Genomic DNA, 23,826 nt, shown 5'->3' with positions numbered 1-23,826 from the left:
TCTGGGCTCGCTCGCGGTTCCTTTCTCGCAGGAACAAAACAGGAAGTAGCGGCGCGTCAGGCCTATGCGTTGCTAGTCTGTTTCATGCTGGCCTGATTCATGATTGCATGGTTCACGACCGCCCAGGACCCTGGCCGCCGTGCCGGTTCTGTTGACTTGGATGCCCAGCCTGCCGGATGACGCTTCATGAAGCTTTTCTATACCGCGACCCAGGATCTTCATGCCCCCGAGACCTTTCTGCTGAGGGGCAAGCCTGCGCCGTCCCCGGAGCGCCCGGAGCGCGCGGTGCGCCTCGCCGAGGCCATCGCGGAACTGGGGCTACGTCTCGAATCCCCCGGGGCCGAGGGCACGGCTTGCCTCCGCGAGCGACTTGAGCGCATCCATACTCCCCGCTATCTCGACTTTCTCGCGACTATCCATGCCCGCTGGCAGGAGATGCCGGGGGCCTCGGCCCTGGTCGCGCCTAACGTGCATCCTTGTGGTGGGGGGCAGCATTATCCACGACACCCGGTCGGTCAGGCGGGGTGGCACCTTCATGACATGGCCTGCCCGATCGGGCCCGACAGCTTCACGGGTATCCTGGCCAGTGCCGCGAGCGCGGAGGCTGCGGCGCTGAGCGTCTGTGCCGGTGAATCCCGTGCCTATGCCCTCTGTCGTCCGCCGGGCCATCATGCCGGGCCGGAGCGGGCCGGTGGTTTCTGCTTTCTCAACAATTCGGCGCTGGCGGCGACCATCCTGCGCGAACGTCATGCCCGGGTGGCCATCGTCGATGTGGACCTACACCACGGCAACGGCACCCAGGACATCTTCTATGCACGCGGCGATGTCTGGACCGGGTCGCTGCATGCCGATACGGATGAGTTCTATCCCTTCTTCTGGGGGGGCGCCGACGAGACCGGCAGCGGCGATGGCCAGGGCACCAACGTCAATTTGCCACTGCCGCTGGGCAGTGACGGGACGGCATTCCTCGAGGCCCTGGAGACACTCCTCGAGCGCCTCGAGGCCTTCCGCCCCGAGGCGGTGGTGGTGGCCCTCGGGCTTGATGCCCACAAGGATGATCCGTTGGCGGGCCTGGCGCTGGAGACGGCCGATTTTCGCCGCGTCGGTGCCCGCCTGGGGCGGCTCTGCCTGCCGACGGTGCTGATACAGGAGGGGGGCTATCCGACCGAGGCCCTTGGCGCCAATCTGGCCGCCTTCCTCGAGGGATTTCAGGGCGGCTGAGGTCGGCACCGGGTTGGTTGTGACCCATTGCCGTCGATGGTCGCCTACCCGTCAGTCAGTAAGACGCACCCTGTCACCTCGGCGATTCTATGGCCGGGTAGAGTGACTCAGAAGCACAAAAACGCCGTGGAGTGCATGCACCCCACGGCGGTATCTTCAACCTCCCTGAACACCCTCCGGGTGTCGTGGCATCCTGCCTTTCCCTGAAGCACGTCCTGTGCCGTCGCGTCCGTGGCGTCTAATCGACAGTGTCCCTTGTCTTTTATGCCGCAGAGTATCGTTTTCCCCTCAACACCCCACTGGCTTCAGAATAGTACATGGCGACGTTTTGTGACACCCCGATAACATATTGGTGACATTTTGTTGGCGTATCTACGGGGCGGAATCCATACGATCCGAAGCTCATCGCGCTCTTTTCTGCTAGAATCGCCGCCTTTCGCGTCCTAACACATATCTTTCGGTGGGAAAAAGGCATGAATGCGGTAATTCTCGCGGTACTTGTCATGGTGGGCCTGTCGCTGGCCCGGGTGTCGGTGGTCTTCGCGCTGGTGGTCGGAGCCCTGGTCGGTGGACTGGTCGGTGGGCTGTCCCTCGATAGCACGCTGGCGGCCTTCAACGAGGGCGTCGGTGGGGGCGCCAAGGTGGCACTGGCCTATGCCACCTTGGGGGCGTTCGCGGTGGCGATCTCCCGCTCGGGGCTTCCCGATCTGCTGGCGCAGCGGCTGATCCGGCTGCTGGGTCAGGACGCGACTCATCGTCGCCAGCGAGCGGTGAAGTACCTGCTGCTGGGCTCGGTGCTGCTGGTCGCGGTGTCATCGCAGAATCTGATCCCGGTACATATCGCCTTCATCCCAATCCTGATTCCACCGCTGCTCAAGGTCATGAATCAGTTGCGCTTGGACCGTCGTGCGGTCGCCTGCGCGCTGACCTTTGGTCTCACGGCGCCTTATATGCTGCTGCCGGTGGGCTTCGGGGCGATCTTCCTCAATGACATCCTGCTGGCCAATATCAACAGCGCCGGTGAGGCGCTGGGCCTCGAGATCTCTCGTGGCATGGTGCCGCTGGCCATGGGCGTGCCGGTGGCCGGTATGGCGCTGGGCCTGATCGTGGCCGTCGCCTTCAGCTATCGCAAGCCGCGGAACTACGCCGACAGCGAGCTGGTCACCAGCAACCAGCCCCACTATCCAGCCCATGGGGACGACCAGGCGCAAGCGGTGAGCACTTCAGGCCTGGTGATGTCGGTGGTGGCGATTCTCGCCGCCCTGGGCATTCAGCTCTATAGCGGCTCGATGGTGCTGGGCGGCCTGGTGGGCTTCGCCCTGCTGTCGGTCGGCGGCATCTTCAAATGGCGTGAGGCGGACGACCTGTTCACCAGCGGCATGCGCATGATGGCACTGATCGGTTTCATCATGATCTCCGCCTCCGGGTTTGCATCGGTGATGGAAGCGACCGGGGAGGTTGATACCCTGGTCCAGAGCTCCTTCGACGCGATCGGCGACAATCAGGGCCTGGCGGCGCTGCTGATGCTGCTGGTCGGGCTCTTCATCACCCTGGGGATCGGCTCGTCGTTCTCGACCATCCCGATCATCGCCACCATCTTCGTGCCGTTGGCCGTGCAGTTCGGCTTCTCTGATCTGGCCACCGTTGCCCTGGTGGGCACCGCCGCGGCGCTGGGCGATGCCGGCTCGCCGGCCTCTGATTCGACCCTCGGGCCGACCTCGGGGCTCAACGTCGACCGCCAGCACGACCACATCTGGGACAGCGTGGTGCCGACCTTCCTGCACTACAACATCCCGCTTATCGCCTTTGGGTGGCTGGCGGCCATGACGTTCTAGGCAGTGCCAGTTCACAGAGCATATTGAGATAGCAAAACGGCGCCCCTCGGGGCGCCGTTTTTGTATTAAAAGCGCTTGTTAGGAAAAGCGCCTGGAAGGTTCCTTGAGTACTGGAAGCGCGATCACGCTTGCCCGTCGCCGGGCGTGTGATCCTTGGGCTCGAGGGCGCTCAGCAGGCCACGTAGCAGCGACAGCTCGCGGCGGGTCGGCTGGGCGCGGGCGAATAGGGCCTGCAACTGAGCCTCGGTGCGGGCATGGGGCTGGGTCAGGAAGCCGCTGGCCTGCATGACCCGGCCGAGATGTTCATGGAAGTGGTCGAGCTGCTCGCGGCTGGGCAGCTTCTCGCCAGTGGGCCGAGTGGGGTGGTAGCCGCTGTCTGGCCGGCGCCGCCAGGCGCGGTTGACCTCGTAGGCCAGCACCTGCACCGCCTGGGCGAGGTTGAGGATGCCGTAGTCTGGGTTGGCCGGGATGCTGACCTGGTGGGTGCAGTGGCCGATCTCGTCATTGGTCAGCCCCGAGCGCTCGCGACCGAAGACCAGCGCCACCGGCGCGTCCACGGCATGATCGGCAAGTTCATGAGCCATGTCGTCTGGCTCATCGAAGTGAGGCAGCGGCAGGCTGCGCAGCCTGGCGCTGGCGCCTACGACTTGGACGCAGTCGCCGACGGCCTCCTTGAGACTTCCGACCACGCGAGCCGATTCGACCAGATCCTCGGCGCCGGCGGCGAGCCGGGTAGCCTCCGGATCGGGAAAGCAGCGCGGGTTGACCAGTACCAGATCGTTGAGCCCCATGGTCTTCATGGCGCGGGCGGCCTGGCCGATGTTGCCGGGGTGGAAGGTCTGGACGAGGACGATTCGGACGTTGGAAAGCATCGTGGTTCTGGCGTTGAGAAAGTGGGGGCGCCTAGTGTACGCGAGCCGGCGCGCGGATGCCTGCCCGTAGCACCTGGCTGGAAAGGAGACCGGCGGCAAGGCAGACCGAGGCGGGCATGGAGGGACAAGGTGTGATGCACAAAAAAGCCCCACCGGCATGAGCCGATGGGGCTTGAGCGTCAGGGCCTTGCCGAGGGCAAGGCCTGAGCATGGCGCTGGGCTGGCTTTACATCATGCCGCCCATGCCACCCATGCCACCCATGCCGCCCATGTCGGGGGCACCGCCGGCGTCTTTCTCTTCCGGATCGTCGGCGATCATGCACTCGGTGGTGATCATGAGGCCTGCGATGGAACCGGCAGACTGCAGCGCGCTGCGGGTCACCTTGGCCGGGTCCAGCACGCCCATTTCGAACAGGTCGCCGAACTCGCCGGTCTGGGCGTTGTAGCCGAAGTTGCCTTCGCCTTCCTTGACGCGGTTCAGGATCACGGATGCTTCCTGACCGGCATTAGTGACGATCTGACGCAGCGGCGCTTCCATGGCGCGCAGCGCCAGCTTGATGCCGTGAGTCTGGTCTTCGTTGTCGCCCTGGAGCTCCTGCATCATGGTCAGCACGCGGACCAGGGCAGTACCGCCACCCGGGACCACGCCTTCCTCGACGGCAGCGCGAGTGGAGTGCAGGGCGTCTTCGACGCGAGCCTTCTTCTCCTTCATCTCCACTTCGGTAGCGGCACCGACGCGGATGACGGCAACACCGCCAGCCAGCTTGGCGACACGCTCCTGCAGCTTCTCGCGATCGTAGTCAGAGGAGGTTTCCTCGATCTGAGCACGGATCTGACCCACGCGGGCCTCGATGTCGGCCTCTTCACCGGCACCATCGATGATGGTGGTGTTTTCCTTGGACATGGTGACGCGCTTGGCGCTGCCCAGGTGATCCAGGTTGGCCTGCTCGAGAGTCAGACCGACTTCCTCGGAGATCACTGTGCCGTTGGTCAGGATGGCGATATCCTGCAGCATGGCCTTGCGACGGTCACCGAAGCCCGGTGCCTTGGCGGCTGCGACCTTGACGATGCCACGCATGGTGTTGACCACCAGGGTCGCCAGGGCTTCGCCCTCGATGTCCTCGGCGATGATCGCCAGCGGCTTGCCGGCCTTGGCGACGGCTTCCAGCACCGGCAGCAGTTCGCGGATGTTGGAGATCTTCTTGTCGACCAGCAGCAGGTACGGGTCTTCCAGTTCCACCGCCATGGTGTCCTGGTTGGTCACGAAGTACGGCGACAGGTAGCCGCGATCGAACTGCATGCCTTCGACCACTTCCAACTCGTCTTCCAGGCCGCGGCCTTCGTCGACGGTGATGACGCCTTCCTTGCCGACCTTCTGCATGGCGTCGGCGATGATTTCGCCGATGTTGGCGTCGCCGTTGGCGGAGATGGTGCCGACCTGAGCGATGGACTTCGGCTCGGTGCAGGGCACGGACAGTTCACGTACCTGCTTGACGGCCTCGGCCACGGCCTTGTCGATGCCGCGCTTCAGGTCCATCGGGTTCATGCCGGCGGTCACGCCCTTCATGCCCTCGGTGACGATGGCCTGAGCCAGCACGGTGGCGGTGGTGGTGCCGTCGCCGGCGACGTCGGAGGTCTTGGAAGCGACTTCCTTGACCATCTGCGCGCCCATGTTTTCGAACTTGTCCTTCAGTTCGATTTCCTTGGCCACGGAGACGCCGTCCTTGGTGACGGTCGGTGCGCCGAAGGACTTCTCGAGTACGACGTTACGACCTTTCGGGCCCAGGGTCGCCTTGACGGCGTTGGCCAGAACGTCAACGCCACGAGACATTTTCTTGCGGGCGTCGTCGGAGAACTTAACCTGTTTCGCTGCCATTGTTCGATCTTCCTACTTGATGTTCGTGAAACTTGAGCAAGTGCTTACGACAAGTGTTTACTCGCTGTAATCAGCCTTCGACCACGGCGAGGATGTCGCTCTCGCTCATGATCAGGACTTCCTCACCGTCGATCTTCTCTTTTTCGACGCCGAAGCCGTCCTTGAAGATGACGGTGTCGCCGACCTTGACGTCCAGGGCACGGACTTCGCCGTTGTCGAGAATCCGGCCGTTACCGACGGCGAGGATTTCACCGCGCGTCGGCTTTTCCTGGGCGCTGCCCGGAAGCACGATACCGCCAGCAGTTTTCTGTTCTTCTTCCACGCGACGGACGATGACGCGATCGTGCAAGGGACGGATGTTCATTGCTCACGTTCTCCTGAAATTAGCGGTGCCAGGGATGTCCCTGGCGGGTCCATATCATCTTCGAAACCGAAGTCTCGAAGCGAAGGCTTGCGCCTTCTGTGTTGATGGCAACCGGGCCTTGGCTCGGCCGCCGAAACGGGGTACTGATCTTACCTCTCAGCACTACGCCATGAGTGGGGGCTGGCGAAGGCCTTTCAAGGGCTCGAAGGCAAAATTTTTACGCTCAGGTCAGTGACATGGTTCAGCGATGCGGCTCGTCTCGGGAAATGAACTCTCCCTCCAGGGGAGCCTGGTCGCTCGAGTGCTGGGAGGCAGCGTCGTCATGGCGCTCCTCGCGTTTGGCGCCGCTGGCTTCCTCCCAGCCATCGAAGGACGGACCCGAGGGGCCGGCGCCCGAGGTGCCACCAAAGACGCGGGCCTTGAGTCCCACCCGAGCGAGCAGCTTGCCGAGCAGGCGTCGGGCATCGGGGATCAGGCACATCAGGCCCAGGCCATCGGAAAGGAAGCCCGGTGCCATCAGCAGGGCGCCACCGAAGATCAGGGCGGCACCTGTCATGAGCTCGCCGGAGGGAATTTCGCCCTGAGCAAAGCGCTGCTGGGCACGGGCGAGAGTCGCCGTGCCTTCGCGACGGATGAGGTGAAGGCCGACGAAACCGCTGCCGATTACCAGCAGCAGGGTGGTCAACAGGCCGATTTCACTGCCGATGGAAAACAGGATGACGAAGTCGAGCAGGGCGAAGAGGGTAAAAAGCAAGAGCAGGGGCATGATGACTCCATGTTCGGTGACTGAAGAATAATGGCGGCGGCGAGGCCTTTTTCAAGGCATGTTCGATCAATCTGGCGCGCCGCTCTACCCCACATGGGCAAATAGAGAGAGACCATGCTAGATTGATTCATGTTGCATCGCACAAGACGAGTGCACCATCTCGAGTCACGCAAGGGGAGTCGACATGCAGATGAAAGGAGCGGTAGTGGCCATTACCGGCGGTGCGCGCGGTCTTGGCTTGGCCATGGCCCGGCACCTGGGGCAGCAGGGCGCGCGACTGGCACTTCTGGACCTGGAACGCGACACCCTGGATCAGGCCGTCAATGCCCTGCTGGATCAGGGCGTCGAAGCCAGAGCCTACGAGGTGAATGTAGCGGATGAAGCGTCGGTGGGCCGCGCCTTTGCGTCGATCGTGGCCGACATGGGGCCGCTCAAGGGACTGGTCAACAATGCCGGCATTACTCGGGATGGGCTGCTGGTCAAGGTCAAGGATGGCAAGGTCGAGAAGGGACTGAGTCTCAAGCAGTGGCAGCAGGTCATCGACGTCAACCTGACTGGGGTCTTTCTCTGTGGTCAGGAAGCGGCCTATCGAATGGTCGAGGCCGGCGAGGGCGGGGTGATCGTCAATATCTCGAGTATCTCGCGGGCCGGCAACATGGGGCAGAGCAACTACTCCGCGGCCAAGGCGGGCGTTGCATCGCTGACCGTGACCTGGGCCAAGGAACTGGCCCGCTATGGCATTCGGGTAGGAGCCGTGGCCCCCGGCTTCATCGAGACCGAGATGACCTCGGCGATTCGCCCGGAGGTGCTCGAGAAGATCACCAAGGGCATACCGGTGGGGAAGCTGGGGCAGCCTGAAGACATCGCCGAGAGCGTGGCCTATATCTTTGCCAACGATTACTTCAGTGGACGCGTGCTCGAGTGTGACGGCGGCCTGCGCGTCTAGGCTCGATGCCTTGCATCGACTCTGGTCCGAAGTGAGTCGAGACGGGGAGAATCGGCTCAACCGACTGCACCGCAGGAACAACGCCGGGCTCTTGCCCGGCGTTGTTCTTTATGAGCATTAACTTAGGTGCGTCAACAGCGCTTAAAAGCTGATCTGGTCGCGCATCCCGTCGACGGTAGCTTCGCCGATGCCGCTGACGCGCATCAGTTCGTCGGCACTGTCGTAGTCGCCATTGGTCTGACGGTCGGCGACGATATCCGCGGCTCGTGCACTGCCGATGCCCGGCAGGCTCTCGAGCTGTTCGGCGCTGGCGGTGTTGACATTGACAGGTGCCTGCGTCGAGCTCGATTCGTCCTGCGCCAGTGCCGGCACGGCGGCGCTGAGCAGGCAGGACAGAACAATGATCTGGCTAAAACGTGGCATGAGCGAATCCTCCGCTTAGGATGATGATCGACACTCCATGTGTCGTCCTTCATCCTAGTGGCGGAGACCGGATGGGGCTGTCAGTGATTGCCGACCCTGTAAGTGAGAGGTCGCTGATATTCTCGATCGCCTTCCTCGGCCGCTTTTCTCGACCACCTTGCTCTGCTTCCACGCAGGGGCATTGGCGGCGGGTAGGGTCCTGAAGAGCCTGTCTGCCTGATATAATGCGCGCGAATTCCTGCCGCCTGGAGTGCGCTGCCCGATGTCATCTGCGTCCCCGTTGATCATTGCCCTCGATTACCCCTCCCTCGATGCCGCCTTGTGTATGGCCGATCAGCTTGATCCTGCGCGTTGTCGCGTCAAGGTCGGCAAGGAGCTGTATACCCGCAGCGGGCCGGATGTGCTCGAGGCCCTGCACGGCCGTGGCTTCGAGGTGTTCCTGGATCTCAAGTTCCACGATATTCCCAACACCGTCGCGGGTGCCGTGCAGGCCGCCGCGGAGCAGGGCGTCTGGATGGTCAATGTCCATGCCAGCGGGGGGCGGCGCATGATGGAGGCGGCCAGGGAGCGCCTGGAGCATCACGCCCTGTCGACCCGGCTGATCGCCGTGACCGTGCTCACCAGCATGAGCGGCGACGACCTGGCGGAGGTGGGCGTGACGGTATCGCCAGCCGAGCAGGTGGCCAGGCTGGCGTGTCTCGCCAAGGACAGTGGCATGGACGGAGTGGTGTGCTCGGCACAGGAAGCCCAGGCGCTGCGAGATCTTTGCGGTGAGGACTTCCTGAAGGTGACGCCGGGCATTCGTCCGGCGTCGGCGTCAGCCGATGACCAGCGTCGGGTGCTGACTCCGAGCGATGCGATGATTGCCGGCAGCACGCATCTGGTCGTCGGGCGCCCGGTGACACAGGCGGCGGATCCCATGGCGGCCCTGTCGGCCATCGAGCACGAGCTGGGGGCCTGACGCTCAGTCGCTCTTGCGGCCCATGACTGGCCGGGTCGAGCCCCACTGACGGCAGCTGGGGCACTGCCAGTGCAGTTCGGTACCGGAAAAGCCGCAGCGCCCACAACGAAAGCGTGGACGAGCGTCGAGCAGGGCGCGGGTATGACGACTCAGCGGAGCCAGGAATTGCTGCTCCTCGGCGCTGGCTTCCTGCTGATAGAGGCTAAGCAGGTAATCTAGCCCTCGCAGGCTGGGAGCACGTTCCATCTGTTCCTGAATCAAGGCGGCTGCTTCGCGGTGACCAGCCCGACGTTGCACGGTGCCGGCGAGCATGACGACCGTGGCGGTCATCGGCACCTGCTCGTTCATCTGCTTGAGCGCCTTCTCGAGCCCCGCCTCATCATCCAGCAGCTGATAGGCGTTTCGCAGCGGGTCCAGGATCAGGCCGGCACAGCCGGGGTCCTGGGCCGGAATCCGCTTCAAAAGCTTTAGCTCGGTCTTGTAGTGCCCCGTGTCGTGTTCCATCCGGGCCAGCAACAGGTTGGCCCTGACGCAGCGACTATCCACGCTGAGGGCCTGACGCAGTTTCTTGCGGGCCAGTGACGGGCTCGCGGAGTCGAGGTCCCGTTCCGCCAGTTCGCACAGCCAGTGTGCGGCGGCTCGCCGGATATCTTCATGCTGTCGAATCAAGCCAGGCTGGGCGACATCGAGGGCGGCCTGCCATTCCTTCTCGCGTTCGAGTAGGTCGACCAGCAGCAGCTTGGCCTGCTGGCGCTGGCTGTCGTCGCCCCCGTCGTGGATCAGGTTCTCCAGCAGCTTCTCGGCGCGGTCGAGCAGGCCCAGGGTGAGGAAGTCGCGTGAGAGTTCGATCTGTACCAGGCTGCTCTGGGCGAGGGTGAGGGACGGGCGAGCCAGCAGATTCTGGTGAACCTTGACGGCGCGATCCGCCTCGCCTCGTGAGCGGAAGAGGTTGCCCAGGGCAATGTGGGTCTCGATGGTGTCGCTGTTGACCTCCAATGCCGCCACGAAGGTCTCGATGGCGCGATCGGGTTGTTCGTTGAGCAGGTAATTGAGGCCCACGAAATAATCCCGGGACAGCGTGTGCTGTCCCGGTTGTTCGGTCGTGTCCTGACGTTCCCGTCGGCCCAGCCACCAGCCAAGGGCGACTGCTGCCAACAACAGGGCCAGCAGCAGGAGGTCTTGCATTTAGGCGACTTCCTTGAGCTCCTGGATACGCAGCCGGTCGAGTTCCTTGCGCTGTTGCTGATTATGGCGCTGGGCGCGGGTCAGCAGCGTGCGCAGCCGCAGATAGACGCCGGTCATGGCCAACATGCCCAGCAGGACGCCAACGGCCAGCGATCCCAGCAGCCACAGGGAGAGCGAGGCGGGTGGAAGCTCGGTCCAGATCAGGTTGAGTGGCACGGCCTGCTGATTGTTGACGGCAAACAGGATGCCGACCAGCAGTACCAGCAGCAGGATGATTGCCAGGAAAACGCCTTTGAGCCAACGCATGGGGAAAGTCCTTTGTGTGAAGCCGAGAAAGGGCGGGGAAGCAGGCTGCTATCTTAGTAGCACAGCGCTTAGTAGCCCAGCGCTCGGCTGGCATTGACCTGTTCGCGAAGTTCCTTGCCGGGCTTGAAGTGGGGCACGAACTTGCCCTCCAGCTCGACCGGATCGCCTGTCTTGGGGTTGCGTCCGATGCGGGGTTCGCGATAGTGCAACGAGAAGCTGCCGAAGCCGCGGATTTCCACGCGGCCGCCGTCTGCCAGGGCGTCGGTGACGTCGTCGAGGATGATGCGGACGGCCGCTTCCACATCCTTGACCGACAGCTCGGGCTGTCGCATGGCAATCTGTTCGATCAACTCGGATTTGGTCATCGACTTACTCCGTGCAGGGCTGCCAGCAGTCGGGCAGCAACTCGGCGCTGTTGTTTGATTTCAGCATACTGTGCAAATCGTGATAAAACAACGAACTAGCATGAGTCTTCGGTCGAGTGGCCGGGCGAGAAGCAGGCCCCCATGGCGCCCAGCGGCACCGGGCGTATAATGAAGCCACATTCCAACAGAGTTTCGAGGCCACCTTGAACGAACAGCAAACCGTCGATGAGATCGATCGCAAGCGGCTCTACTGGCATTCCCGACGTGGCATGTGGGAGCTCGACCTGCTGTTGATTCCCTTCCTGGAGCATCGCTTCGATGCGCTGGATGAGACCGACAAGCAGACCTATCGCGAGTTGATTGCCGAGGAGGATCAGGACCTGTTTGCCTGGCTGATGCGCCGCGAGTGGCCGCAGGAGCCTCAGCGTCGTCGCCTGGTGCAGATGATCGTGGATTATGCCGAAACCACCGGTAACGATCAGTATCGTACCCTCTAGGCTGAGTGCCGGGCTGCACATCGGCTTGGCCCTTGGCGCCCTGCTGATCACCCTTCTCTACGCATCGCCGTGGCTATTGGCCACGGCGTTCTTGTGTCTGGGGGTGGCGTGCTGGCACCAGTGGCGCCAGCGACGTGGCGTCTGGCAGCTGCGCTTCGTGGATCAGGGCGAGGCCGGCGGTGAGTGGCAGGCACGAACGGCCGACAAGCCGGAATGGGCAAGGCGGACGTTGAGCTGTCGCTATCTCGGGCCCTGGCTGGTGGGGCTCACTCTGGACGGTGAGTCGCACTGGCTGTGGCCGGACAGCCTGACCCGAACGCACGGTCGCGTATTGCGCCGATTGCTGTTGGCAGGGCTGGCGGATGCCTGATGGCCATTGGCCGCGGGGCATGCCAGCCGACAGGCGCCACGGTCGGGGCGATCCGCGACCTTGTTGAGCCTGTTGCGAGCGCCTGGCATGAGCCCGGCTGCGACGGTGCAGTCCTTCTTGTTTATGCCTGGTCGAGCCAGTGGGGTGGTAGATTTACCCTTGATGGCTGCGCCGGGTCAGGGCCGTGATACAGGTGGTCGCGATTGAAATGCAGGCCGCGGGATTCCTGGCGGGCCTGGGCGGCCTTGACGGTCATGCCGGCCAGCCGCACCGCATGCCAGAGGTTGGCGAGGCCTCGATCGGGTGCGTGAGCTTGCCGGAGTGTCTGGCTTTCCTCGATGAGCGTGGCGATATCCTGTGCGGCCCGCATGAGGTCCGCATCGTCGCGCACGATCCCGACCCGGCGCGTCATGACGTCACGCAGCCGTCGCATCATCGCCTCCACGCTTGCCGAGGCAATCGACGGGCGCGCCTCGGGAAGAGGGGAGGGTAGCGGGTGCCGGGGCGGGGATGGCTGCCTTAGCGCCTCGGCGGCGGCCCGCGCGAACACCAGGCATTCGAGCAGTGAATTGCTGGCCATGCGGTTGGCGCCATGCAGGCCGGTGCAGGCCACCTCGCCGATGGCGAACAGGCCCGCCACGCTGGTGCGACCATTGAAGTCGGTGGCCACGCCGCCGCAGCTGTAGTGAGCGGCCGGGACGACCGGGATCGGCTCTCGGGTGATATCGATGCCCCGGCGCAGGCAGTGGGCATGGATGGTCGGGAAATGCGCCTGCACGGTGTCCGCCGGCAGATGGCTGATGTCCAGCAGCACATGGCTGGCACCGCTCGCCTGCATCTCGGCATCGATGGCACGCGCCACGATATCCCGCGGGGCCAGCTCGGCTCGCGGGTCGATATCGGGCATGAAGCGGGTGCCGTCGAGAGTGGTGAGAATGCCACCTTCCCCCCGCACCGCCTCGCTGATCAGGAAGGGCGTGCCGGTCGGGTCGTAGAGGCAGGTGGGGTGGAATTGCTGGAACTCGAGGTTCATCAGCTCCGCCCCGAGCTCGGCAGCCATCAGCATGCCCTCGCCGCAGGCCGGAAGTGGACTGGTGGTGTGGCGCCAGAGGCCGCTGGCGCCGCCGGTCGCGAGTACCGTCTCGGCGGCGGTGATGTCACATGGGATGCCCTGCCCATCGAGGCAGCGGGCGCCGGCGCAGGCACCGCTGGCGTCGCGCAGCAGCCCGATGGCGCTCAGGTCGTCACGCAGCGTGATGGCGGGGTGGCGACGCGCATGCGCGAGCAGGGTGTCGATCAGCGCCTGACCGGTGGCATCGGCGGCGTGGATGATGCGCCGAGCGCCATGTCCGCCTTCTCGTGTCAGGTGATAGGGGTAGACGGCATCCTCTCGGGCGTCCGGCGTGAAGGGCACGCCCAGCGACAGCAGCCATTCGATGGCGCTGCGGCCCTGTTCGACGGTGAAGCGCACCGCGGTCTCGTCGCAGAGCCCATCGCCTGCGATCAGGGTGTCCTGCACGTGGTCGGCGACGTTGTCCTGGGGGGAGAGGACGGCGGCGATGCCGCCCTGCGCCCAGCGGCTGGCGCCGTGGTCATCGCTTGCCGGGCGCAGCAGGGTGACTGGGCGTCTGTCGGCAAGCTCCAGTGCCAGGGCCAGGCCGGCCGCGCCGCCGCCGAGAATCAGAACATCCTGCGAGTGCGAGTCGCGCATCATGAGCCGGGTCCTTGGGGGTTGCGATCGTCGGGAAAGGGCGTGTGCGTCGTCAACACATGGTACTCGGCACGCTTGCGCAGGCGCTGGCTGGGTAGGCGCCGCAGCTCGCTGAGGGTGTCGACGAGTTCCTGGGTGAGGCGGGCCAGTTCGCGATTGAGCCATAGATAGCCGGCCGGGCTGAACAGGGCGCGGCCATCAGCGGCGGTGGCCTGCCGGGCATCGGTTGAGTAGCGGGCCAGGTCAAAAGGGGTCAGTGCGATGTCGATGGGCTGGCCGGTGCGTACCTGGAAGGCCAGGGTCCCCAGGTCTCGGGCCAGGCCATGTTGCTGATCGCGCAGGCCCGCCATGGCGGCGATGCGGTCGTGGCCGTCCCGGGTCGTCCAGTGGGTCTCGAGCAGCAGTTCGATGGTCGACAGCATGCGCCGCTCAAGGGAGATGATGGTGTCGAGCTCGTCCCGTTGCAGGCGGCGCTCGCGGTGAATGGCGTCCACCAGGCCGCGCTGCTTGATCAGCAGGCTGCTCGCGGATTTCAGCAGCGGTTGAGTGTCGAGATCCGACGAGGTCGTGGAACGGGTATGGGCATGATATAGGCGGGCCAGCTTGTCGAGGGTCTCGGCCAGCAGGAAGCGCTCCACGTCGGTGGCCTTCTGTGGCATGGCGAAGGCGGTGACCAGAATGCCGATGACCGTGCCGACCAGCACGTTGAAGGAACGCCATAACGCCGTGCCCAGTTCCTGCTGGCCGTCACCGACCACCAGCAACAGGCTGATGGCGAACATCAGTCCACTGTAACCATAGCGGCCCTTGAAGGTGACATAGGTGGCGGCGGCGATGCCGGCCAAGGACCAGACCGGCACCACCAAAGGCGGCGGATCGGGCACCAGAGTGATGAGGATGCCCCATCCGGCGCCGAGCAGGGTGCCGATCAGGCGCTGGCGGCCCTTGTCCAGCACGCCGCCGATGTGTGGCAGGTTGCCCATCACCATGACGGTGCTGACCAGCGCCCAGCTGGCATGAGGGACGCTGAAGGCATGAATGAGGGCGAAGGTGATCGCCAGCGCCAGGGTGACCCGCATTACGTGCAGCAAGTGGCGATAACGGTAGTTGATATAGGGGTCGCGAAGGCGGGGAAGGGGCATGTCGGTCTACTTGCTGGCGTGGCCGGTGCGTATGCGAGGCGAGAGTGGCGCGAGGCGGTCGGGCCGCTTGACGGCAGCGACGGCATGGGCGCCTGTTTTCAGCGCCCTAGGGTATCACGCGCCCTATCGCGATGGCAGGCAGTATCGAGTGGCCATGGCAGCCGTGGGTCGACGGCGGGGCGGCGGATCGAGGAGGGAACGACTGCAGTCGGCTGTTTCCCGCTTTGGGTTCGCGGCTAGGGCGCACGGGCGGTGGCGGTGATCGCTTACAGCTTTCCATTGCTAAGAGTTTTACCCTGCTCGCAAAGGGGGGTTCTGCCATGGAAGAGATCACGATGATGCCTACGCCAGCCGGCGGCTGGGTAATGATGTGTCCCTGCGGGGTGACAGAGGTGCGCTCCCTCGGCAGGGAAGATTGGCGTGAGTTCCGCATGCAGGACCTGCCCGATAACCGATATCAACTGGTTTGCCTACAGTGCGAACGCGCTACCAGTCAGCAGTTTCTCAAGAGCTAGATCTAGACGAGATCATCGCCGCCGGCGAAGTGTCGTGAGTGGCGGCAGCATGCCTCTTTCCTCCCCTTATCCCACCTCAGCCCTCACGCGTTGCGCTCCTGTGCACATCGGTGATCCAGGTCCCTGTGTCGTGACGTCGTGCTGTGTGGATCGGGTCGATTCGCGGCTGGCGTGATTGGTGGGATAGACAGGCGGGATAGACACAGAAAAACCGCGATCGGAATGAGATCACGTGGCGGATATCAATTGGATATAAAGGGAAGTCACTGATTGGCTTGGTGCCCGGAGCCGGGCTCGAACCGGCACGGTGTTACCACCGAGAGATTTTAAGTCTCTTGCGTCTACCAATTTCGCCATCCGGGCGGGAGGTTCGAGCGGGCAAGCAATAGAAATGGAGGCTGGAGTCGGAATCGAACCGGCGTACACGGAGTTGCAGTCCGCTGCATAACCACTCTGCCATCCAGCCTCACTGAGTCAGTCAACCATCGCGATGATGGAGCGGGAAACGAGATTCGAACTCGCGACCCTCGCCTTGGCAAGGCGATGCTCTACCACTGAGCTATTCCCGCCTGACTCGAGGACGAATTATACGCATAAACGCGTAAGTGTCAACTGCTTATGTGCATTTCGTCTTCGAGCAGGGATCACATCGAGCGTGAAAGATGCGGCCAGGCCGCGCGCAGGTATTGCTGCATCGACCACAGCGTCAGGGCGGCCGCCAGGTACAGGGTCACGACGCCTAGTTGAGCGATCAGGCTGCCCGGGGTGAAACCGAGCAGTAGCAGCAGGGCGACCATCTGCAGGGTGGTCTTCACCTTGCCGATCGACGATACCGCCACGGTGCCTCGCTTGCCCATCTCGGCCATCCATTCGCGCAGTGCGGAGATGACGATTTCACGACCGATGATCACCAGCGCCGGCAGGGTCAGCCAAGCCGCTTCATAGCGTTCGATCAGCAAGGCCAGGGCGACCGCGACCATCAGCTTGTCGGCCACCGGATCTAGAAAGGCGCCGAAGGGCGTACTCTGGTTCCAGCGTCTGGCCAGGTAGCCATCCAGCCAGTCGGTGATGGCCGCCAGGCCAAACAGCGCTGCCGCCAGCAGCATGCTCCAGCCATAAGGCAGGTAGAAGATGACCACCAGTAGCGGTATGAAGGCGATTCTGGCGAGGGTGAGAATATTGGGGATGTTCATCGAAGCGCCGCTTGTCCTTGCCTGAAGTCAGAGGGCCTCCATTCTATATGCCCGCCGCACGATCATCCATGGAGGGCCTGATGAATCGTTCTGGCCATGCTGGCGCTGATTCCGGGAACGCGAGCCAATTCCTCGCGGCTGGCCTGGGTGACGCCCTGAAGGCCTCCGAAGAAGCGCAGCAATTCCCGGCGCCGCTTGGGGCCGACGCCGGGAATCTCCTGCAGGGTCGAGGTGCGTCTCACCTTGTCGCGACGCGCACGGTGGCCGGCGATGGCGAAGCGGTGAGATTCATCGCGGATGTGCTGGACCAGGTGCAAGGCAGGGGAGCTGCCTTCCAGGCTCAGACTGTGATCGATGGTCTCGACGAACAGGGTCTCGAGGCCGGGCTTGCGGGTCGTGCCCTTGGCTACGCCGATTAGGCCCACTCCAGTCACCCCCAGTTCACTGAAGACGTCGCGGGCCATGTTCAACTGTCCCTTGCCGCCATCGACGAACAGCAGGTCCGGTCGCTTGCCCTCGCCGTCGGCGAGCCGCTTGAAGCGTCGGGTCAGCGCCTGCTGCATCGCAGCGTAGTCGTCACCGGCGGCCACGCCCTCGATATTGAAGCGACGATAGTCGGATTTCACCGGGCCGTTATGATCGAAGACCACACAGGAGGCCACCGTGGCCTCGCCCTGGCTGTGGCTGATGTCGAAACACTCCAGGCGCTGGGGGATCTCGGCGAGCCCGAGGGCATCGCGCAGCGCTTCGAAACGCTTGGTCAGCTGGGTCTGATTGGCGAGCTGGGTGGCCAGATGCTGCTCGGCGTTGGTCTGGGCCAGCTGTTGCCACTGAGCGCGATGTCCGCGCACGCGGTGAGTCAGGCGAACCTGGCGTCCGGCCTGTTCGGCCAGTACGCCCTGCAGCAGTTCCGTATCCGCCAGCGGATGGGACGTGATGATCTCGGCGACCGGGTCATGTACCTGACCCAGGTAGTACTGGCTGATGAAGTCGGTCAGCAACGCCTCGGGGCCCAGGTCGAGTCCGTTGTCTGGCGTGTGGTGCCGGGCGCCCAGCATGCGGCCCTCGCGAACGGTCAGCACCGAGACGCACAGAGCGCCGGGACGCTGGGCCAGGGCGAAGATGTCGGCGTCGCCACCGTCGGTGTCGACATACTGCTGGCGTTGCAGGCGGCGCAGCTGCTGGATCTGGTCGCGTAGCCGGGCGGCCTCCTCGAAAGCGAGCGCGTGGCTGGCGGCCTCCATCTGCTCGGTCAGCTGTTCGCTGACCTGCTCGCTCTTGCCCTGCAGGCACATCACCGCATGTTCGAGATCGCGCCGATAATCAGCCTCGCTGATGTAGTCGACGCAGGGCGCGCTGCAACGCTGGATCTGGTACTGCAGGCAGGGCCGCGTGCGGTGGGAGAAGACGCTGTCTTCGCAGTTGCGGATGCGAAAGATCTTCTGCATCAGCGACAGCGTCTCGCGGACCGCACCGCTGCTCGGGTAGGGGCCCAGGTAGCGGCCATCATCGCGGCGGCTGCGGGCGCGCTTGTATTCTAGCGCCGGATAGGGATGGCGATCACTGACGAACACGAAGGGGTAGGACTTGTCGTCCCGCAGCAGGATATTATAAGGCGGTCGCAGCTCCTTGATCAGCGTCTGCTCGAGCAGCAGGGCTTCGGTCTCGCTGTGGGTGACGGTGACCTGAATGTCGGCGATGCGGGCGACCAGCGCCTGAGTCTTGGTGTTGAGCGTGCCGCGAAAGTAGCTGGCCAAGCGGGCGTTTAGCCGTTTGGCCTTGCCGATATAGAGGGTGTCGCCCTTGGCGTCGAACATGCGATAGACGCCGGGGGACTGGCTGATGGTCTTCAGGAACTGCTTGGCGTCAAAAGTCATGGGCTTTGTGCTTCACGAGTGAAGTCGTGAGCATACCAGACCCGGACGAAGGGACGGTGATCAGCCGTCGTTCTGGTAGCTATCCACCAGGCCGTGCCGTAACCCTAGGTGAGTCAACTCGACATCGGAGTGCACGCCAAGCTTTTCGAAGATGCGGTAACGGTAAGTGTTCACGGTCTTGGGGCTCAGGAAGAGGCTGTCCGAGATCTCGCTGACCTTCTGGCAGTTGACGATCATCACGGCCACCTGCAGCTCACGTTGAGACAGGTTGTCGAAGGGGTTGGTCGGCGAGTCGAGCTTGGAGAGCACCAGCCGCTGGGCGATCGCCGGGCTGACATAGCGGTTGCCGTCGAAGACCGAGCGGATGGCCTGGAGCATTTCCGGCGGTTCCGCGCCCTTGCCAATGAAGCCGCTGGCGCCCACGTCGAGCAGACGCTGGGCAAATGTCTCCTCGAGGAAGGCCGTCAGGACCAGGACGCGGCAGTCGTCCATGCTCTTGGCAATCTTGCGGGTCGCTTCCAGGCCGCCGATGCCTGGCATGCGTATATCCATCAGCACCACGTCAGGGCGCAACTGGCGGGCCAGGGACACGGCGTCTTCGCCATCGACGGCTTCGCCGACTACCTTGATGCCATCCTCAGCGTCGAGCAGGTGAGCAATGCTTGTGCGAACCAGATGGTGGTCGTCGGCGACGAGAACCTTGATCAATATGCCTCCCGAAATCCTTCTGCGGTGAGTGGCTACTATGTCGGCGATGAGCAGACGACGCCACCATACGAATATTAGATTACTTTAATTTAATGGATGCGGCGATGCTCCGGGGAGCATCTTATCGTATTCTTCGCGCAGCTTGGGGCGCTTGTGAATGGGCCGGATCGGGTGCTTCGGGGAAAGGGGTTGACGGTGGATAACTCCTTGTATAATATACCTCTCGTCTTCGGGGGCAAGCCCGCGATGACATTGCTGCAAGGAGTACGCTAACGCGTCAGTCGCCTTCATGTGAAGAGCTATGCTAATTGCTTGCAGTAAGTGTGGGGCCTTAGCTCAGCTGGGAGAGCGCAACACTGGCAGTGTTGAGGTCAGCGGTTCGATCCCGCTAGGCTCCACCAATCGAATTGCAAAAACGCCGTGAGCACTTGTTCACGGCGTTTTTTTGTGCCCGTGTTTTGGGGCCATATGAGGGCGTGCGTCAATGAGAGGCGTGCCAAGTGGTCGGCGGCTGTCGGGGGTACAAGAGTGGCCGGTATCGCTGCAAGGGCGATACCGGCAGCGGCATCAGCTTTCGACGCGGCCCAGCAGCAGGAACTCCAGCAGGGCCTTCTGGGCATGCAGGCGGTTGCCGGCTTCTTGCCAGACTACCGCGCGCGGATCCTCGAGCAGGGTCGTGCTGATCTCCTCGCCGCGATGGGCCGGCAGGCAGTGCAGGAACAGCACGTCGCGGGCGGCCAGGTCGAGCATCGCCTCGGTTACCTGGAAGCCGGCGAAGTCGGCTTCGCGCTTGGCCTGTTCTTCTTCCTGGCCCATCGAGGCCCAGACATCGGTGGTCACTAGGTCGGCATCGGCTACTGCGGCCTGGGGATCACGCAGGATGCTTACCCGTTCGCCGGCGGCGGCCAGGATCGCCGGATCCGGGTCATAGCCTTCGGGGCAGCAGATGCGCAGCTGGAAGTCGAACTGACGTGCGGCATTGATCCACGAGTGGCACATGTTGTTGCCGTCGCCGATCCACACCGCGGTCTTGCCGCGCACCTGGCCACGCAGCTCGCTCCAGGTCATCACGTCGGCCAGCAGCTGGCAGGGGTGGTAGTCGTCGCTCAGGGCGTTGATCACCGGCACGCTGCTGGCGGCGGCAAACTCCTCGAGCCCCGAATGGGCGAAGGTGCGGATCATCACCGCATCGACCATCTCCGACAGTACCCGGGCGGTATCGCCGATCGGCTCGCCCCGGCCCAGCTGGGTATCGCGCGGGGACAGGAAGAGGGCATGACCGCCGAACTGCGCCATAGCCGTCTCGAAGGAGACTCGCGTGCGGGTCGAGGATTTCTCGAAGATCATCGCCAGGGTGCGATTGGCGAACGGCGTGTAGGTCGGGCCGTGAGTCTTGAGGCCGTTCTTGATGGTGATGGCACGACGCACCAGATGAGTCAGTTCCTCGGGAGAGAGGTCCAGCAGGGTCAGGAAATGGCGTGTCGCCATGATGTTACTCCGCGCGAAAAAACCCCCATCCTAGCCAGCCGCCTGGCATCGCGCAACGCGCCGGGGTGAGACAGCGTCTGGCGGGGCTATATTCGTCTTGCCGGCATCAGTAGAATGAGTGTGACACCAAGCATTCATCGGAAGGAATTCTTCATGAGCACGACCGTCGAGAACATCCAGCAGCAGATCAGCGAAAACCCGATCCTGATCTACATGAAGGGCACCCCCCAGCTGCCGCAGTGCGGTTTCTCTGCCCAGACCGTCCAGGCCCTGATGTCCTGCGGCGAGCGCTTCGCCTTCGTCAACGTCCTCGACAACCCGGACATCCGCGCCGAGCTGCCCAAGGTCGCCAACTGGCCGACCTTCCCGCAGCTGTGGGTCGAAGGCGAACTGGTCGGGGGTTGCGACATCGTCGTCGAGATGCACCAGAATGGCGAACTCGAGACGCTGGTCAAGGCGGCCGCCGAGCGCGCCAAGGCCAATGAGGCCAGCGACAGCGAATAAGCGTCGTCCGCCGAGTCGACCGTCGCGCCCTTGAGGTGCCGGTTGGCAAAAAAGAGCCCCGTCAGCCTGGCTGGCGGGGCTTCTTTATTACTGGGACTTCGCTAATTATGCGCTGGGGCCTCACTAGGCGAGCGGGAGCGATGGGGTCAGAGTTCTTCCATGCCCTGCTCGCGCTGAGCCAGATTCCAGCCGCCGAGATCCTTGAATCGGTTGACGATCGAGCAGAACAACTCGGCGGTACGTTCGGTGTCGTAGCGGGCCGAGTGGGCCTCGGTGTTGTCGAACTCAATACCGGCGGCGCGACAGGCCCGGGCCAGCACCGTCTGGCCGTAGGCCAGGCCCGACAGGCTGGCGGTATCGAAGCTCGAGAAGGGGTGGAAGGGATTGCGCTTGATGCTGCAGCGGTCGACCGCGGCATTCAGGAAACCGTGATCGAAGGCCGCGTTATGACCGACCAGGATCGCGCGGGTGCAGTTGTGCGCCTTGATCGCCTTGCGCACGGGGCGAAAGATCTCGTTCATGGCCTCCGATTCGCTCAGCGCCACCCGCTTGCGTAGCGGGTCATCGAGATTGATCCCGGTGAAGTCCAGTGCCGACTGTTCGACGTTGGCTCCCTCGAAGGGAGTGACGTGAAAGGCATAGGTCGCGTCCGGGATCAGGTTGCCGTCCGGATCCATGCTCAGCGTCACGGCGGCGATCTCGAGGATCGCATCGCCCTTGGCATCGAAGCCGCCGGTTTCCATGTCCACCACGACCGGCAGAAAGCTGCGAAATCGCTGAGCCATCAGGCCTTGGGCGCTCGCCTCGCTCATGCACTACTCCCTAACCAATAAATGAAAATCTGCGTCGGCATCGGCTGACGAATGCGCGAGAGTCTACCATCTTTAACGGCCCTGCGCCGCGCCCCGGCGGTATTCTCCGACGCTCATCGGCGCTATACTTGTCGGCTATCTCACGATGTTAATGGGTAGGGCGTCATTGCGCCGTGCCCCTGCACTCAGCAAGCGAAGGAGCCCAGAATGTCCGATGTCAATAAGGTCGTTCTCGCCTATTCCGGCGGCCTGGACACATCCGTTATCGTCAAATGGTTGCAGGAGACTTATGACTGCGAGGTGGTGACCTTCACCGCCGACATCGGCCAGGGCGAGGAAGTCGAGCCGGCGCGCGCCAAGGCCGAGGCCCTCGGCGTCAAGGAAATCTACATCGAGGACCTGCGCGAGGAGTACGTGCGCGACTACGTCTACCCGATGTTCCGCGCCAACACCATCTACGAGGGCGAATATCTGCTGGGCACCTCCATCGCTCGCCCGCTGATCGCCAAGCGCCTGATCGAGATCGCCAACGAGACCGGCGCCGATGCCATCTCCCATGGCGCGACCGGCAAGGGCAACGACCAGGTGCGCTTCGAGCTGGGCGCCTACGCGCTGAAGCCGGGCGTCAAGGTCATCGCGCCGTGGCGCGAGTGGGATCTCAACTCTCGCGAGAAGCTGATGGCCTACTGCGAGCAGCACGAGATTCCGGTCGACTTCTCCACCAGCAAGAAGAAGTCCCCGTACTCCATGGACGCCAACCTGCTGCACATCTCCTACGAGGGCGGCAACCTCGAGGATCCGTGGGTCGAGGCCGAGGAAGACATGTGGCGCTGGAGCGTCTCGCCGGAGGCCGCGCCGGATACCCCGACCTACATCGAGCTGACCTTCGAGAAGGGCGATATCGTCGCCATCGACGGCGAGAGCCTCAAGCCCCACGAGGTGCTTTCCAAGCTCAACCAGCTGGGCGGTGACAACGGCATCGGTCGTCTCGACATCGTCGAGAACCGCTACGTCGGCATGAAGTCTCGCGGCTGCTACGAGACGCCGGGGGGCACCATCATGCTGCGCGCCCATCGCGCCATCGAGTCCCTGACCCTGGACCGCGAAGCGGCCCACCTCAAGGACGAGCTGATGCCCAAGTACGCCGAGGTCATCTACAACGGCTACTGGTGGAGCCCGGAGCGCAAGATGCTACAGGCCGCCATCGACGAAACCCAGAAAGATGTCTCAGGCGTGGTACGCCTGAAGCTCTACAAGGGCAGTGCCACCGTGGTCGGTCGCAAGTCCGAGCAGTCGCTGTTCGACGAGTCCATCGCTACCTTCGAGGACGACGCCGGCGCCTACGACCAGAAAGATGCCGAAGGCTTCATCAAGCTCAACGCCCTGCGCCTGCGCATTGCTGCCGGCAAGGGTCGCGACCAGAGCTGAGGCTCAATACCGGGGCCCATGCCGGGTCCTAGTGCGGCGTAGCGCAAAGGAGGCAGCATGCTGAAGAAACTCTTCCCCGGGCTCTTTGGGGCGGGAGAATCCGCCAAGTCTCGCGAGGCCGAGCCGGTCGAGTACCGGGGCTTCCTGATCGTGTCCGATCCTCAGGATGCCGGCGGTCAGTATCGCGTCAGTGGCTTCATCCGCAAGCCGGTGGCCGATGGCGAGACCCTCGAACACCGCTTCGAGCGGTCGGACGTGGTGTCTGGGCGCGAGGCCTGCGACGAGCTGATGGTGCGCAAGGCCGAGCGTTTCATCGACGATGTCGGTGACGACATGTTCACGCCGCGCTGACCTGGCGCCGCCGCGACCGCGTTTACGGTGATCCTCGACGACGCCGCTGCCTCCGGGCAGCGGCGTCGTCGTTTGTGGGAAGGCACTACACTCATGGGGTGGAGCGAAAG

At 63.6% G+C, this 23,826-nt stretch carries 24 protein-coding genes and 4 tRNA genes; 10 read left to right on the top strand and 18 right to left on the bottom strand.

Annotated features, from left to right (window positions below):
* The first annotated feature begins 186 nt into the window (after positions 1–186).
* Together IEJ03_RS09195 and IEJ03_RS09190 are read left to right on the top strand one after the other, a co-directional pair.
* The gene (locus IEJ03_RS09195) at positions 187–1,221 is read left to right on the top strand and encodes a histone deacetylase family protein (RefSeq protein ID WP_192034582.1); all 1,035 of its coding nucleotides are present in this window, start codon (positions 187–189) and stop codon (positions 1,219–1,221) included.
* A 473-nt stretch (positions 1,222–1,694) separates the two neighbouring features.
* Positions 1,695–3,056, top strand: coding sequence for a Na+/H+ antiporter family protein (locus IEJ03_RS09190; RefSeq protein WP_192034581.1), 1,362 nt, complete (start codon positions 1,695–1,697; stop codon positions 3,054–3,056).
* A gap of 122 nt (positions 3,057–3,178) precedes the next feature.
* Here the strand turns inward: IEJ03_RS09190 and IEJ03_RS09185 are convergent, their stop codons facing one another.
* From IEJ03_RS09185 to IEJ03_RS09170, 4 genes are all read right to left on the bottom strand, one after another.
* Positions 3,179–3,928, bottom strand: coding sequence for an RNA methyltransferase (locus IEJ03_RS09185; RefSeq protein ID WP_192034580.1), 750 nt, complete (start codon positions 3,926–3,928; stop codon positions 3,179–3,181).
* A gap of 226 nt (positions 3,929–4,154) precedes the next feature.
* Positions 4,155–5,804 (bottom strand): chaperonin GroEL, encoded by a 1,650-nt coding sequence (gene groL, locus IEJ03_RS09180; protein WP_192034579.1) that lies wholly within the window; start codon positions 5,802–5,804, stop codon positions 4,155–4,157.
* Positions 5,805–5,874: 70 nt separating this feature from the next.
* Entirely contained in the window at positions 5,875–6,168 is a 294-nt protein-coding gene (locus tag IEJ03_RS09175; protein WP_192034578.1) for a co-chaperone GroES, read from the bottom strand.
* Between the two features lie 241 nt (positions 6,169–6,409).
* The gene (locus tag IEJ03_RS09170) at positions 6,410–6,934 is read right to left on the bottom strand and encodes an FxsA family protein (RefSeq protein WP_192034577.1); all 525 of its coding nucleotides are present in this window, start codon (positions 6,932–6,934) and stop codon (positions 6,410–6,412) included.
* Positions 6,935–7,118: 184 nt separating this feature from the next.
* Between IEJ03_RS09170 and IEJ03_RS09165 the strand changes: the two genes are divergently transcribed.
* Positions 7,119–7,880 carry an SDR family oxidoreductase gene (locus IEJ03_RS09165; RefSeq protein WP_192034576.1) on the top strand — a complete coding sequence of 254 codons (762 nt, stop codon included), beginning with the start codon at positions 7,119–7,121 and terminating at the stop codon, positions 7,878–7,880.
* 141 nt (positions 7,881–8,021) lie between these two features.
* Here IEJ03_RS09165 and IEJ03_RS09160 read toward each other — a convergent pair whose 3' ends face one another.
* The gene (locus tag IEJ03_RS09160; RefSeq protein ID WP_192034575.1) at positions 8,022–8,303 is read right to left on the bottom strand and encodes a ComEA family DNA-binding protein; all 282 of its coding nucleotides are present in this window, start codon (positions 8,301–8,303) and stop codon (positions 8,022–8,024) included.
* Between the two features lie 262 nt (positions 8,304–8,565).
* On the opposite strand from IEJ03_RS09160, the gene pyrF reads away from it, so the two are divergent.
* Positions 8,566–9,264: an orotidine-5'-phosphate decarboxylase gene (pyrF, locus tag IEJ03_RS09155; protein ID WP_192034574.1), complete on the top strand. Its 699-nt coding sequence runs from the start codon at positions 8,566–8,568 to the stop codon at positions 9,262–9,264.
* A 3-nt stretch (positions 9,265–9,267) separates the two neighbouring features.
* Here the strand turns inward: pyrF and lapB are convergent, their stop codons facing one another.
* From lapB to IEJ03_RS09140, 3 genes are all read right to left on the bottom strand, one after another.
* Entirely contained in the window at positions 9,268–10,449 is a 1,182-nt protein-coding gene (lapB, locus tag IEJ03_RS09150; protein ID WP_192034573.1) for a lipopolysaccharide assembly protein LapB, read from the bottom strand.
* Positions 10,450–10,755, bottom strand: coding sequence for a LapA family protein (locus tag IEJ03_RS09145; RefSeq protein WP_192034572.1), 306 nt, complete (start codon positions 10,753–10,755; stop codon positions 10,450–10,452).
* Between the two features lie 68 nt (positions 10,756–10,823).
* The gene (locus IEJ03_RS09140) at positions 10,824–11,120 is read right to left on the bottom strand and encodes an integration host factor subunit beta (protein ID WP_192034571.1); all 297 of its coding nucleotides are present in this window, start codon (positions 11,118–11,120) and stop codon (positions 10,824–10,826) included.
* A 269-nt stretch (positions 11,121–11,389) separates the two neighbouring features.
* On the opposite strand from IEJ03_RS09140, the gene IEJ03_RS09135 reads away from it, so the two are divergent.
* Complete coding sequence (locus IEJ03_RS09135) at positions 11,390–11,617, top strand: succinate dehydrogenase assembly factor 2 (RefSeq protein WP_242458112.1); 228 nt, start codon at positions 11,390–11,392, stop codon at positions 11,615–11,617.
* Positions 11,577–11,987, top strand: a complete 411-nt coding sequence (locus IEJ03_RS09130) for a protein YgfX (RefSeq protein WP_192034569.1) — start codon at positions 11,577–11,579, stop codon at positions 11,985–11,987. Before IEJ03_RS09135 ends, IEJ03_RS09130 begins: the two co-directional genes overlap by 41 nt.
* 121 nt (positions 11,988–12,108) lie before the next feature.
* Here IEJ03_RS09130 and nadB read toward each other — a convergent pair whose 3' ends face one another.
* The 8 genes from nadB to uvrY all read right to left on the bottom strand — a co-directional run bounded on the left by nadB (position 12,109) and on the right by uvrY (position 19,133).
* Complete coding sequence (nadB, locus tag IEJ03_RS09125; protein WP_192037258.1) at positions 12,109–13,698, bottom strand: L-aspartate oxidase; 1,590 nt, start codon at positions 13,696–13,698, stop codon at positions 12,109–12,111.
* On the bottom strand, positions 13,698–14,840 hold the full coding sequence (locus IEJ03_RS09120) for an FUSC family protein (protein ID WP_192034568.1): 1,143 nt from the start codon (positions 14,838–14,840) through the stop codon (positions 13,698–13,700). The genes nadB and IEJ03_RS09120 overlap by 1 nt, the downstream gene beginning before the upstream one ends.
* Before the next feature lie 791 nt (positions 14,841–15,631).
* Positions 15,632–15,718: transfer RNA gene (locus IEJ03_RS09115), tRNA-Leu, on the bottom strand.
* Between the two features lie 29 nt (positions 15,719–15,747).
* Positions 15,748–15,821: transfer RNA gene (locus tag IEJ03_RS09110), tRNA-Cys, on the bottom strand.
* A 28-nt stretch (positions 15,822–15,849) separates the two neighbouring features.
* A tRNA-Gly gene (locus tag IEJ03_RS09105) sits at positions 15,850–15,924 on the bottom strand.
* Between the two features lie 75 nt (positions 15,925–15,999).
* Entirely contained in the window at positions 16,000–16,548 is a 549-nt protein-coding gene (gene pgsA / locus IEJ03_RS09100; protein ID WP_192034567.1) for a CDP-diacylglycerol--glycerol-3-phosphate 3-phosphatidyltransferase, read from the bottom strand.
* A gap of 62 nt (positions 16,549–16,610) precedes the next feature.
* On the bottom strand, positions 16,611–18,425 hold the full coding sequence (uvrC, locus tag IEJ03_RS09095; RefSeq protein WP_192034566.1) for an excinuclease ABC subunit UvrC: 1,815 nt from the start codon (positions 18,423–18,425) through the stop codon (positions 16,611–16,613).
* Positions 18,426–18,485: 60 nt separating this feature from the next.
* Positions 18,486–19,133: a UvrY/SirA/GacA family response regulator transcription factor gene (gene uvrY / locus IEJ03_RS09090; protein ID WP_192034565.1), complete on the bottom strand. Its 648-nt coding sequence runs from the start codon at positions 19,131–19,133 to the stop codon at positions 18,486–18,488.
* Positions 19,134–19,458: 325 nt separating this feature from the next.
* On the opposite strand from uvrY, the gene IEJ03_RS09085 reads away from it, so the two are divergent.
* Positions 19,459–19,534: transfer RNA gene (locus IEJ03_RS09085), tRNA-Ala, on the top strand.
* A 166-nt stretch (positions 19,535–19,700) separates the two neighbouring features.
* Here the strand turns inward: IEJ03_RS09085 and argF are convergent.
* Complete coding sequence (argF, locus tag IEJ03_RS09080; protein WP_192034564.1) at positions 19,701–20,621, bottom strand: ornithine carbamoyltransferase; 921 nt, start codon at positions 20,619–20,621, stop codon at positions 19,701–19,703.
* Between the two features lie 153 nt (positions 20,622–20,774).
* Here argF and grxD point away from each other — a divergent pair, with 153 nt between their 5' ends.
* On the top strand, positions 20,775–21,125 hold the full coding sequence (grxD, locus tag IEJ03_RS09075; RefSeq protein WP_192034563.1) for a Grx4 family monothiol glutaredoxin: 351 nt from the start codon (positions 20,775–20,777) through the stop codon (positions 21,123–21,125).
* A 146-nt stretch (positions 21,126–21,271) separates the two neighbouring features.
* Here the strand turns inward: grxD and rnt are convergent, their stop codons facing one another.
* Positions 21,272–21,937, bottom strand: coding sequence for a ribonuclease T (gene rnt, locus IEJ03_RS09070; protein ID WP_192034562.1), 666 nt, complete (start codon positions 21,935–21,937; stop codon positions 21,272–21,274).
* Between the two features lie 207 nt (positions 21,938–22,144).
* Between rnt and IEJ03_RS09065 the strand changes: the two genes are divergently transcribed.
* Together IEJ03_RS09065 and IEJ03_RS09060 are read left to right on the top strand one after the other, a co-directional pair.
* The gene (locus IEJ03_RS09065; protein ID WP_192034561.1) at positions 22,145–23,365 is read left to right on the top strand and encodes an argininosuccinate synthase; all 1,221 of its coding nucleotides are present in this window, start codon (positions 22,145–22,147) and stop codon (positions 23,363–23,365) included.
* A 57-nt stretch (positions 23,366–23,422) separates the two neighbouring features.
* Positions 23,423–23,716 (top strand): HlyU family transcriptional regulator, encoded by a 294-nt coding sequence (locus IEJ03_RS09060; protein WP_192034560.1) that lies wholly within the window; start codon positions 23,423–23,425, stop codon positions 23,714–23,716.
* Positions 23,717–23,826 lie beyond the last annotated feature (110 nt).

It is taken from the genome of Halomonas sp. YLGW01, assembly GCF_014840935.1.
In the GTDB taxonomy this organism is placed as follows: Bacteria; Pseudomonadota; Gammaproteobacteria; order Pseudomonadales; family Halomonadaceae; genus Onishia.
This window is presented reverse-complemented; position numbering and strand designations above follow the sequence as displayed.

Coding starts and splice junctions, on each gene's coding strand:
- rnt (WP_192034562.1), bottom strand. CDS start 21,937: ATGAGCGAGGCGAGCGCCCAAGGCCTGATGGCTCAGCGATTTCGCAGC.
- IEJ03_RS09175 (WP_192034578.1), bottom strand. CDS start 6,168: ATGAACATCCGTCCCTTGCACGATCGCGTCATCGTCCGTCGCGTGGAA.
- IEJ03_RS09140 (WP_192034571.1), bottom strand. CDS start 11,120: ATGACCAAATCCGAGTTGATCGAACAGATTGCCATGCGACAGCCCGAG.
- IEJ03_RS09145 (WP_192034572.1), bottom strand. CDS start 10,755: ATGCGTTGGCTCAAAGGCGTTTTCCTGGCAATCATCCTGCTGCTGGTA.
- IEJ03_RS09060 (WP_192034560.1), top strand. CDS start 23,423: ATGCTGAAGAAACTCTTCCCCGGGCTCTTTGGGGCGGGAGAATCCGCC.
- pyrF (WP_192034574.1), top strand. CDS start 8,566: ATGTCATCTGCGTCCCCGTTGATCATTGCCCTCGATTACCCCTCCCTC.
- lapB (WP_192034573.1), bottom strand. CDS start 10,449: ATGCAAGACCTCCTGCTGCTGGCCCTGTTGTTGGCAGCAGTCGCCCTT.
- nadB (WP_192037258.1), bottom strand. CDS start 13,698: ATGCGCGACTCGCACTCGCAGGATGTTCTGATTCTCGGCGGCGGCGCG.
- IEJ03_RS09195 (WP_192034582.1), top strand. CDS start 187: ATGAAGCTTTTCTATACCGCGACCCAGGATCTTCATGCCCCCGAGACC.
- IEJ03_RS09190 (WP_192034581.1), top strand. CDS start 1,695: ATGAATGCGGTAATTCTCGCGGTACTTGTCATGGTGGGCCTGTCGCTG.
- argF (WP_192034564.1), bottom strand. CDS start 20,621: ATGGCGACACGCCATTTCCTGACCCTGCTGGACCTCTCTCCCGAGGAA.
- IEJ03_RS09065 (WP_192034561.1), top strand. CDS start 22,145: ATGTCCGATGTCAATAAGGTCGTTCTCGCCTATTCCGGCGGCCTGGAC.
- IEJ03_RS09185 (WP_192034580.1), bottom strand. CDS start 3,928: ATGCTTTCCAACGTCCGAATCGTCCTCGTCCAGACCTTCCACCCCGGC.
- IEJ03_RS09165 (WP_192034576.1), top strand. CDS start 7,119: ATGCAGATGAAAGGAGCGGTAGTGGCCATTACCGGCGGTGCGCGCGGT.
- IEJ03_RS09170 (WP_192034577.1), bottom strand. CDS start 6,934: ATGCCCCTGCTCTTGCTTTTTACCCTCTTCGCCCTGCTCGACTTCGTC.
- pgsA (WP_192034567.1), bottom strand. CDS start 16,548: ATGAACATCCCCAATATTCTCACCCTCGCCAGAATCGCCTTCATACCG.
- grxD (WP_192034563.1), top strand. CDS start 20,775: ATGAGCACGACCGTCGAGAACATCCAGCAGCAGATCAGCGAAAACCCG.
- IEJ03_RS09130 (WP_192034569.1), top strand. CDS start 11,577: ATGCCGAAACCACCGGTAACGATCAGTATCGTACCCTCTAGGCTGAGT.
- IEJ03_RS09160 (WP_192034575.1), bottom strand. CDS start 8,303: ATGCCACGTTTTAGCCAGATCATTGTTCTGTCCTGCCTGCTCAGCGCC.
- IEJ03_RS09120 (WP_192034568.1), bottom strand. CDS start 14,840: ATGCCCCTTCCCCGCCTTCGCGACCCCTATATCAACTACCGTTATCGC.
- IEJ03_RS09135 (WP_242458112.1), top strand. CDS start 11,390: ATGTGGGAGCTCGACCTGCTGTTGATTCCCTTCCTGGAGCATCGCTTC.
- uvrC (WP_192034566.1), bottom strand. CDS start 18,425: ATGACTTTTGACGCCAAGCAGTTCCTGAAGACCATCAGCCAGTCCCCC.
- groL (WP_192034579.1), bottom strand. CDS start 5,804: ATGGCAGCGAAACAGGTTAAGTTCTCCGACGACGCCCGCAAGAAAATG.